Source organism: Bacillus cereus group sp. BfR-BA-01453, assembly GCF_022662915.1.
GTDB lineage: Bacteria > Bacillota > Bacilli > Bacillales > Bacillaceae_G > Bacillus_A > Bacillus_A paranthracis.
Map to the genome: position 1 here is coordinate 73,703 of NZ_JAKUEN010000016.1, position 9,037 is coordinate 82,739.

A 9,037-nucleotide genomic window follows, 5' to 3' on the forward strand; every position below is an offset into this window, starting at 1 on the left:
CAACTAGAGAAAGTTCATTAAAAATCAATATTCAGTTTGTTTTAAATAGGATATGAAAATAAGGTAAAACCTTCTGTATTGACCTGCAAACGCCCTTCAAGTAAACTAAAGAGAGTTTGCAAATGAAAAGGTGATAATGTTGTTAATTTCAATTAAAACGTTACAAGATGATCGTTTTTTACGTCCGCTACAAAATATTGGCGGCTTATTTTTTGAAGAGAGTACGATTGGATTTGAACAAGAGGAAGCAAATCTTATCGTTGATATACACATTGAAGAGAATGTGAAAGCATTAGCTCGTTTAACAGATGTTGCGACTGGAAATGTGTATGAAGAAACATTCGCAAAAGATTTATCTGCTTTTACAGATGAAAAAGAGCGTATGAAGCAAGTGAAGCACGTTGTTTCTTATGTATATCTTTCTGTTCTTCAGCAGTTAACTGGTATTGAACAAAGCTGGGGTATTTTAACTGGAGTTCGTCCAACGAAACTTCTTCATAAAATGCTTCAAAATGGTATGTCAAAAGAAGAAGCACACCAAGAACTTCGTGAAAGTTATTTAATTCATGAAGAGAAAATTGAACTTCTTCAACGTATCGTTGATTGCCAATTAGCGGTAGTTCCGGATTTATATCGTTTGAAAGAGGAAGTAAGTATTTATATCGGTATTCCATTCTGCCCAACAAAATGTGCATATTGTACATTCCCGGCGTATGCAATTAACGGACGTCAAGGCTCTGTTGATTCATTCTTAGGTGGTTTACATTATGAAGTTCGTGAAATTGGTAAGTTTTTAAAAGAAAAAGGTGTAAAAGTTACGACGATTTATTACGGCGGCGGTACACCGACAAGTATTACAGCAGAAGAGATGGATATGCTGTATGAAGAAATGTATGAAGCGTTCCCAGATGTGAAAAATGTTCGTGAAGTAACAGTTGAGGCAGGTCGCCCAGATACAATTACGCCAGCGAAACTAGAAGTGTTAAATAAATGGAATATTGACCGTATTAGTATTAATCCGCAGTCATACCATCAAGAAACATTAAAAGCAATTGGGCGTCACCATACTGTAGAAGAAACAATTGAGAAGTATCATTTAGCTCGTGAAATGGGAATGAACAATATTAATATGGACTTAATTGTTGGTCTTCCTGGTGAAGGGTTAGATATTTTCAAGCATACGTTAGATGAAACAGAAAAGTTAATGCCAGAATCGTTAACAGTTCATACGCTATCATTCAAACGTGCTTCTGAAATGACGCAAAACAAACGTAAATATAAAGTAGCAGGTCGCGAAGAAATTACAGCGATGATGCACGAAGCAGAAGAGTGGACGCAAAAGCATAATTACGTACCATATTACCTATATCGTCAAAAAAATATTTTAGGTAATTTAGAGAACGTTGGTTATGCAATGCCGACGCAAGAAAGTATTTACAACATTGTCATTATGGAAGAAGTACAATCAATTATCGGACTTGGTTGTGGTGCATCAAGTAAATTTGTTCATCCGAAAACGGGAGCAATTACGCACTTTGCGAATCCGAAAGATCCAAAATCATATAACGATGGCTTCGTAAAATATACAGAAGATAAACTGAAAATTTTAGAAGAGCTATTTGCATAAAAAGAAAGAGGTTATTCCGAGTCGGAACAACCTCTTTCTTATATTGTCAGTTTTTGTCGGTAAGTCGATATATTCGAAAAATCGCTGATATAATTCAAGTTGCGCTGATATATTTTGAAAATCGCTGATATAATTCAAGTTGCGCCGATATATCCGGAAAATCGCCGATATAATTTCACTTACCGCCAAAAGCGGAACTGTTTGTAAAACTATGTCGATAATAATCAGAAAAATTAGTCAAATCATTAAAGGACAATGTCTACTTATGGACGAAATGATAGATTTATGAAAGAGAAAAGGGGGAAATTGTTGGCATGTACATGACGATAGGGAGAATTTTCGATTTATCTGTTGGTAAGTATCCGAATAAAGAGGCGTTAGTGGAACCAGAAAAAAATATTCGCTGGACGTATAAACAGTGGGATGAGCAAATAAATAAAACGGCGCATGCTCTATTAGAAGAAGGGGTAAGAAAGGGCGATACGGTATCTGTTTACTTATATAATTGCCGTGAATTTGTAAACGTTTACTTAGCCTGTGCAAAAATTGGAGCGATCTTTAACCCGATCAATTTCCGCTTAAAAGCAAAAGAAGTATCTTATATTCTCCAGGACGCATCCTCGAAAGTAGTTGTTTTTGAAAAAGCAGTTGAGCCAACCGTGGCTATCATTGAACGAGATTTTCCGAATTCGTCTTTTTGGTATGTAGAAGACGATACACCTTCTTATGCTAGCTCCTACCATGAAAAAGTAAATGAAGCATCTTCCAAAAAAGTAGATATTGAAATTGGTGAAATGGATTATTGTTCTATGCTGTATACAAGCGGTACGACAGGTCATCCGAAAGGTGTATTACATCGTCATCGCGAAATGGCTGAGCATAGTATGATTTGTACGTATTTCCTAAAATATAATCGAGATAGTATTGGGCTTGTTGTAGCACCGTTATATCATTGCGGTGAGTTGAATGCTGGAATTATACCGCGCATTCAAGTTGGTGGAAAGAATGTTATTTTACATCATTTTGACACAGAAACAGTATTACATACAATTCAAGAAGAGAAGATTACGACGTTTTTTGCAGCGCCGACGATGTGGAATATGTTGTTGCAAAAAGATTTAACACAGTACGATTTAACTTCCATGAAGATTGGTATATACGGCGGGGCTGCAATGGCACCAGCATTAGTGAAGGAATGTAAAGAACGTCTTTATATTGATCTTGTACAAATTTATGGAATGACAGAAATGGGACCTGTTGTTGCGTTTCTCGTAGAAGAGGATCAAATTACGAAAGCAGGTTCAGCAGGAACACCGTGCTTTAGTCATGAAATCCGCATTGTGAAACCGAATGAAGATGCACCAGCAGAGCCAAATGATGTATTACCTCCTTATGAAGTAGGAGAGATTATTTTGCGCGGTCCAACTATGATGGCTGGTTATCATAACCGAGAAGAGGCAAATGCAAAATCGATGTATAAAGGATGGTATCACTCTGGTGATTTAGGTTACTTCGATAAAGATGGCTATTTATTCGTCGCAGATCGTGTGGATGATATGATAATTAGCGGAGGCGTTAATATTTATCCACGTGAAATTGAAGATTTCCTTCATAGTCATCCTGGTATATTAGATGTTGCGGTGCTTGGTGAGCCAGATGAATTATGGGGAGAGCGTGTAGTGGCTGTCGTTGTAAAGAAAGATAAAGCGATTACAGAAAATGATTTAGAAATATATTGTAAAGAAAGTGATGAATTAGCAGATTATAAACGTCCACGTCATTATTTATTTGTGGATGAACTTCCTCGTAATGCAAGTGGGAAATTACAAAAATTTGTCCTGAGAGAGTCGTTGAAAGGCGCCAAAAAGTAAGTGGTAGAGCGGTTGTCTATACAGATAAAGCTACCTTTTCTAATACGAAAAGGTAGCTTTATTTTTAAAAAACGATTAAAAAAATGGTATTTATCTTCTAGTCAAATTCTCTTTTATTATTATTCGAAAATACTTTTTGTGGCATTGCGCTTTGATTAAAAATGCCGTATATTGCGCTTTAAATAAGGTTTTAGTAAATTACTTAGGTGAGTTTTATAGATGTTGAAATAATAATTTTAGTAAGAGTGGAATGAAGTTATGAAGGAGAATTATCGGTAAAAGATAAAGAAATTCAGTCATCAGATGACCTGATGGACAAAGTGGTCATTTAGTATATTTTGGTAGCATGAATATAGTAACAAATTAATATGTAAATGAACAGTCTTGTAATGTATTTTTATTGGGACTAGTATTTATTGTTGGCTGCCCGAAAAAAGTAAAAATGATGCAATATAAGTTAATGAATTGTGCTGTTTATTACTTTATGTGTAGAACTAACGATGGTTTGATGCTGCAAATAATCTTTAGTCCGTACCCCCTTAGTTTAAGGGGTATTTTGGGTGGAATGGATCTCACGGCAAAAAAGAGTAACAATTAATATTGGAGGTTTTATGAGTACATATTTAAAAAGAATATCTGTGATTTGTTTTATTTTTACGGTTTTTATTGGACAAATTTTTATGCCTATTATAGGGCATGCTCAAGAATTAAATACGACAGGATTTGTGGATAGTTTTTCATTTGAAAAGACGAAATTAAATTATGGAGAAAAGAATACGATACATGTAAACTTTAGTGAAAAGCCTGGAAAGAAGATGAAATCTGGGGATACATTAACGTTAGCACTGCCACCAGAATTAAAAGGTTATAGTGGCACAATTCCATTAAAGGATGATTCAGGGCGTATTTTTGGTACGTGCCAGATTAATGCAAATAATGTAGTTTGTACATTTAATGATACGGTAGAAAAGCTTGGAAATATTAGAGGGAACTTTAATTTCACTGTTCAAGGTACGAATGTTGAAGCCGGAAAGACGAAAGATGTACAAACGAATTTAGGGACAGATTTAGAAAAACAAATGGTAAGTATTACGCATCCAAAAGGAGAAGGTACAGAACCGGGAATCTTTTTCTATAAGTCTGGTGATATTCAGCCAGACAAAAGTAATGAAGTGCGTTGGTTTTTAAATATAAATTTAAAGAAACAATATTTACATGACAACATCGTTTTAAAAGATACGTTACAAGAAGGACAAACGCTAAATAAAGATAGTTTTACTATTACTATCAACAATAAAGAGTATGTATCTCTTAAACAATTTCAAGACCGAGGTTATGGATACATTAAGCTTACTAGTGATAACTCATTCGAAGTTGTAATTTATAGACATATGGCGAATGCTACGTCGTTTACCATTTTCTATACATCAACGATTACTGATAGCGGGAAAAAGTTGAAACATCTACAGAATGACTACAAGCTTGATTATCAAATTTTATATGAGAAACCGATTTCTGAATCTAATAGTGTAAAGGTTGAAAATATATCATTTGGCGGTGGGGCTGAAGGGGTTTTACCTGCGAAAGGAACGCTGCAAATTGTAAAACATATTGAAGGAGACGAGAATAAGTTTATTCCAGGTGTTTCTTTTAAATTGTTTACAGAGTCAGGTCAGCAAATTGGTGATTCCTATACAACAAATCAAGACGGAATAGTTGAAGCGCCAAACCTTACTCCAGGTAATTATTACGTACAAGAAATATCTGCTCCGAACTATGTAGAGTTTGATTCACAAGCGAAAATTCCTTTCACAATTAAGACGGATGCTACAAATGGAATAAAACTTATGGTTCCAAATAAGTTAAAAACTACATCTGTTGCAGGAACGAAAACGTGGGAAGGCGATAAAGTAAACGATCGCCCGAAAACGATTAAAGTAGATTTACTGCAAAATGGTAAAGTCATTGCAACGAAAGAAGTTAAGGCAGAAAATGATTGGAAATATGAGTTTGGAAAGTTACCAGCAGTTGATAGTGAAGGAAAAGCTCATACGTATGAAGTGAAAGAACAACCAGTATCAGGATATCAATCGAAAGTTAACGGATATAATATTACAAATATAAAAATCCACGAAGTAACAGAAGTAGAAGAACAAGGTAAAGAAGAATCGATAGAAGAACTGGAAGCTCCAACTAACCCAGAAACACCGAAAGTAACAGAAGAGCCGAAAGAGCTAGAGAAACCGGAAGTTACGGAGAAACCGGAAATTCATGTAAAACCAGAAGAAGAACAAGTTGAAGAAGAAACAACAGAAGAAATTAAAGAAGAAAAACCGGAAGAGCCAAAGGTAACAGAAGAGCCGAAAGAGCTAGAGAAGCCAGAAGTTACGGAGAAGCCGGAAATTCATGTAAAACCAGAAGAAGAGCAAGTTGAAGAAGGAACAACAGAAGAAATCAAAGAAGAAAAACCGGAAGAACCGAAAGTAACAGAAGAGCCGAAAGAGTTAGAGAAGCCAGAAGTTACGGAGAAACCGGAAATTCATGTAAAACCAGAAGAAGAACAAGTTGAAGAAGGAACAACAGAAGAAATTAAAGAAGAAAAACCGGAAGAACCGAAAGTAACAGAAGAGCCGAAAGAGTTAGAGAAGCCAGAAGTTACGGAGAAACCGGAAATACATGTAAAACCAGAAGAAGAACAAGTTGAAGAAGAAACAACAGAAGAAATAAAAGAAGAAAAGCCGGAAACACCAAAAGTAACAGAAGAGTCGAAAGAACTAGAGAAGCTAGAAGTTACGGAGAAGCCGGAAATACATGTAAAACCAGAAGAAGAACAAGGTGAAGAAGAAACAATAGAAGAAATAAAAGAAGAAAAGCCGGAAGAACCGAAAGTAACAGAAGAGCCGAAAGAACTAGAGAAGCCAGAAGTTACGGAGAAGCCGGAAATACATGTGAAACCAGAAGAACCAAATAAGTCAGAAGTAAAAGAGCAGCCAAAAGTTTCAAACAAACCAGAGATTCAAGGTAAAGTAGAAGCAGAAAACAAACAAGATGTACAAAATAAAAATGAAGTACCATCTAGTAAAGAAAGTAATAAGCAATTAAAATTACTTCCTCAAACAGGTGGAGCGGCAGTAGAATCTACTTCTATTCTTGCAGGTATGTTCGCATTAATTTTGGGAGCGATGATGTTTAGACGCCAAAAAAATTAATGGATGTGAGAGCATTAATTTCTTATGTTTTTAGTTTGGGAACAGATGTATAAAAAAAAGCGGAGACGATAAGTCTCCGCTTTTTATATTATTTACGTGAAAATCCTTCTTCATCAAGGTATTCCGCAGCTTCTGGATAAGAGTTGAATGTACCGTCTAAGTTTACACCAGCGTACACGTTCCACATATCGTCTTCTGAGATAAGAGTAAGGATATGACCGTCTTCGTTCTGCCATTCTTCTTCTTTCGCAGGTTCTGCAGGAATTACTACTTCTTCTTGTGAAAGTAATTCAATTGATTGCTCAATTACTGAACGTAACTCATCTGCTGAAAATTCGCGGATGTTAACCATACCTTTATCATCCGTTTTGTAACCTTTAATACCACTTGCATATACAAATCCGTTTCCATTTGGATGTAAATGATATACAACGTTCTTTTTATCTAAACGACTTTCTTCAAAGTGAAAGTTCACACGTTTTAATGATACGTTTTTTCTTTCTAATTCAGGGAAAGATTCAATAATTGATAATTTTTCTTCAAAAGTTAGCATAGTGCCTCCAAATATATAATAAAAGATTTAATTTATCTATTATAGCACAGTTACAATGGTTTCCAAAGATGCGGTAGGTACTTGTAATTGAATGCGTTTACGTCACGATACTGTAAAAAGTGGACTAACGAATGTATCTATTTAGGTGTACAATGGAAAATGGACTTTATACAAAGGTGGTTATTATATGTTTCAAAAAATAGCAAAGGAATGTTTAGCAGGTTTTACTGTTGCGATTGTTGCGTTGCCACTTGCCATTGCATTTGGTATTGCTGCAACGGGAACGTCTGAGGGAGCACTAGTCGGATTGTATGGTGCAATTTTTGCAGGCTTATTTGCGGCGTTATTTGGTGGTACACCTGGGCAGGTTACAGGCCCAACTGGACCGATTACGGTTATCGCAACAGGGGTTATTGCGACGCACGGATTAGAGGCGAGTTTTATAGCATTTATGATGGCGGGACTGTTTCAAATTTTATTCGGTGTATGTAAGCTTGGATCTTACGTGCGGTACATTCCGTATCCTGTCGTTTCAGGATTTATGAACGGAATCGCATTAATTATTATTTTAGGTGAAATGAAACATGTGCAAAATAGTTTTCTACTCGTCGTATTAACGATTATTGTCATGATTGTTTCTGGAAAGTGGATTAAGGCAATCCCATCTAGTTTAGTCGCATTAGTAGGTGTGACAGCTATGCTTCCTTTATTTTCTTCTGCGTTAGAAGGGCTTACAGTGAGGTTACCGGTTATCGGAAATTTGTCATTAAATAAGGTGATTGAAAAGATTGGGACGATTCCAGAAGCGATGCCAACGCTTCATATTCCATCTTTAAGTGGAACAGGCGTAGCAGAACTTGTTTTACCAGCGCTTAGTATTGCTTTATTAGGATCGATTGACTCGTTGTTAACATCGGTCGTAATGGATAATGTGACGGGTACGCGTCATAAAAGTAATAAAGAACTGGTCGGACAAGGTATCGGTAATGTGATGAGCGGATTGTTTGGCGGATTAGCAGGGGCAGGGGCGACGGTACGATCTATCGTTAATATAAGAAGTGGCGGTAAAACGGCGCTTTCAGCAAGTATGCATAGTGTTATATTATTTATTTTCATTATGGGACTTGGATCAGTCGTACAATACATTCCACTTGCTGTATTATCAGGTATTTTAATTTTAACTGGTATTGGCATGTTTGATTGGGAGAGCATGAAGAAAATGCATGTAGCGCCAAAAGGTGATGTCGTTGTTATGCTCGTAACGATGATTGTCACAGTGAAGTTTGATTTAATGATCGCGGTTGCGTTTGGTATTATTCTTTCATTCATTATATACATGGTGAAATGTAAAGAACGTAAAGTTTTTATTGTAAAAGAAAAGGAAGCAACATATAAAATTAAGGGACCACTTTCGTTTTTAACAGTGGATCGTGTTTTTTATGCTTTACAAGACGTAAAATCTCCGGTTGTTTTACGTATGAAAGATGCACGCTATATGGATGTATCAGGAGCTATGGCGTTATTGAATTTCATTGAGCAGTCGGATAAGTCAGGATTGAGTGTAACGCTAGAGCAAGTACCTGCTCATATTAAAAAGATGTTAGTAGTGATGGCGAGTAATGAGCAGAAAGATAAATTACTATTTGTAAAAAAGGAAACTATATGAAGAAAGAGGTTGTCCCAAAAGTAGCTGAATAGCTACTTTTGGGCAACCTCTTTCTTTACAGAAAATATAAAAAAGAATCGTCCATCTTTGATATAATTAAGTCACCACAAC

The 9,037-nt window shown here is 36.0% G+C and carries 5 protein-coding genes; 4 read left to right on the plus strand and 1 reads right to left on the minus strand.

All coding sequences use genetic code 11. From position 1 onward, the window contains the following. Positions 1 to 136: 136 nt before the first annotated feature. The 3 genes from MR070_RS23105 (at position 137) to MR070_RS23115 (ending at position 6,707) form a co-directional block, all read left to right on the plus strand. Positions 137 to 1,627 carry a coproporphyrinogen III oxidase gene (locus MR070_RS23105; RefSeq protein WP_242262075.1) on the plus strand — a complete coding sequence of 497 codons (1,491 nt, stop codon included), beginning with the start codon at positions 137 to 139 and terminating at the stop codon, positions 1,625 to 1,627. A 314-nt stretch (positions 1,628 to 1,941) separates the two neighbouring features. Continuing rightward, on the plus strand, positions 1,942 to 3,498 hold the full coding sequence (locus MR070_RS23110; protein WP_242262076.1) for a fatty acid--CoA ligase: 1,557 nt from the start codon (positions 1,942 to 1,944) through the stop codon (positions 3,496 to 3,498). Between the two features lie 611 nt (positions 3,499 to 4,109). Next, complete coding sequence (locus MR070_RS23115) at positions 4,110 to 6,707, plus strand: Cna B-type domain-containing protein (RefSeq protein ID WP_242262077.1); 2,598 nt, start codon at positions 4,110 to 4,112, stop codon at positions 6,705 to 6,707. 88 nt (positions 6,708 to 6,795) lie between these two features. On the opposite strand, the gene MR070_RS23120 is transcribed toward MR070_RS23115, so the two are convergent. After that, positions 6,796 to 7,260: a hypothetical protein gene (locus tag MR070_RS23120; RefSeq protein WP_000955016.1), complete on the minus strand. Its 465-nt coding sequence runs from the start codon at positions 7,258 to 7,260 to the stop codon at positions 6,796 to 6,798. Between the two features lie 187 nt (positions 7,261 to 7,447). Between MR070_RS23120 and MR070_RS23125 the strand changes: the two genes are divergently transcribed. Continuing rightward, positions 7,448 to 8,926 (plus strand): SulP family inorganic anion transporter, encoded by a 1,479-nt coding sequence (locus MR070_RS23125; RefSeq protein WP_078383549.1) that lies wholly within the window; start codon positions 7,448 to 7,450, stop codon positions 8,924 to 8,926. The last annotated feature ends 111 nt before the right edge of the window (positions 8,927 to 9,037 follow it).